Origin of the sequence: Rhizobium ecuadorense, from assembly GCF_001187535.1 — a bacterium.
Classification (GTDB): Bacteria; Pseudomonadota; Alphaproteobacteria; order Rhizobiales; family Rhizobiaceae; genus Rhizobium; species Rhizobium ecuadorense.
This window is the reverse complement of sequence record NZ_LFIO01001590.1, coordinates 1-280: the sequence shown is the minus strand read 5'-3', so window position 1 is coordinate 280 and position 280 is coordinate 1. Positions and strand designations below refer to the sequence as shown.

The window sequence follows — 280 nt, the reverse complement described above, 5'->3', positions numbered from 1 at the left end:
GGCTGCCTCGGCGGCAGTCTTTTTTGCGACTCTCGCAGAGGTCCTCGACGTCCTGCCAGCCATTCTGTTTACCCCTATCCGCTGCTGCGTCCCGCGCTGCGCCATCTGGCGGCATAAGCCAGGACGAACAAGTACAGACCGGTGAGCAGGAGCAAGGCGAGCGGAAGAAGCGCCAAAAGCCCCACCCCGACGGAGGATCTCTCCTGCACCATGGCGATGATATTAATTATGACGGCCAGCGTAAAGGCAATGGACAGCCAACGGTGGATCTGCCGACACC

At 60.4% G+C, this 280-nt stretch carries 1 protein-coding gene; it reads right to left on the bottom strand.

Going from position 1 to position 280, the window contains the following annotated elements; genetic code table 11:
* Nucleotides 1-74: 74 nt before the first annotated feature.
* A partial coding sequence (locus AF337_RS44750) for a hypothetical protein (RefSeq protein WP_063844354.1) occupies nucleotides 75-280 on the bottom strand: 206 nt, incomplete at its 5' end.